Here is a 582-nt window from a genome sequence, read left to right as displayed (position 1 = left end):
GGCACGCCGATGGCGCGCGCGGCCTCGACATAGTCGCGGTTCTTCAGGGTCAATGTCTGCCCCCGCACGATCCGCGCCATCTCCAGCCACGAGATCAGCCCGACACCCACAAAGAGCATCCCGATGGAGCGGCCATACATGACCAGCAGCAGGATCAGCACGAACATGTAAGGGATCGCCAGCAGGATATCGACGAGGCGCATCATGAACCCGTCGACGCGGCCGCCGAAATAGCCCGAGATCGCGCCGTAGACCGTGCCCACGGAGACCGCGATCAGCGTGCCGATCACCCCCACCAGCAGCGAGATCTGCGTGCCCTGCACGGTGCGCGCGAACAGGTCGCGGCCCAGATCGTCGGCGCCGAAATAGTGGCCGTTGGCGAAGGACGGCGCGGACGCCGTCGCATCGCCCATCACGTTGTAATCGATGTCGGAATTATTCCACGCCGCGATCAGGTTGCCGAACAGCGCAAAGGCCACGACGAAGGCCAGAAGCCCCAGCCCGAAGATCGCGGCCTTGTTGTTGAAGAACCGCCGGCGCGCATCCGCCCAGAGCGAGCGGCCCGCCACGTCTTCGCGGCTC

The 582-nt window shown here is 65.5% G+C and carries 1 protein-coding gene; it reads right to left on the bottom strand.

Translation table 11 applies throughout. The features are described 5' to 3' along the window. Positions 1–569, bottom strand: a 569-nt coding sequence (locus B3D39_RS03890) for an ABC transporter permease (protein ID WP_286789402.1), incomplete at its 3' end; no start/stop codon positions are given. Between the last annotated feature and the right edge of the window lie 13 nt (positions 570–582).

It is taken from the genome of Thioclava sp. UBA3469 (genome assembly GCF_002378135.1).
Lineage (GTDB): Bacteria > Pseudomonadota > Alphaproteobacteria > Rhodobacterales > Rhodobacteraceae > Thioclava > Thioclava sediminum.
The sequence above is the reverse complement of the archived record's forward strand: the minus strand, read 5'-3'. Positions and strand labels throughout refer to the sequence as shown.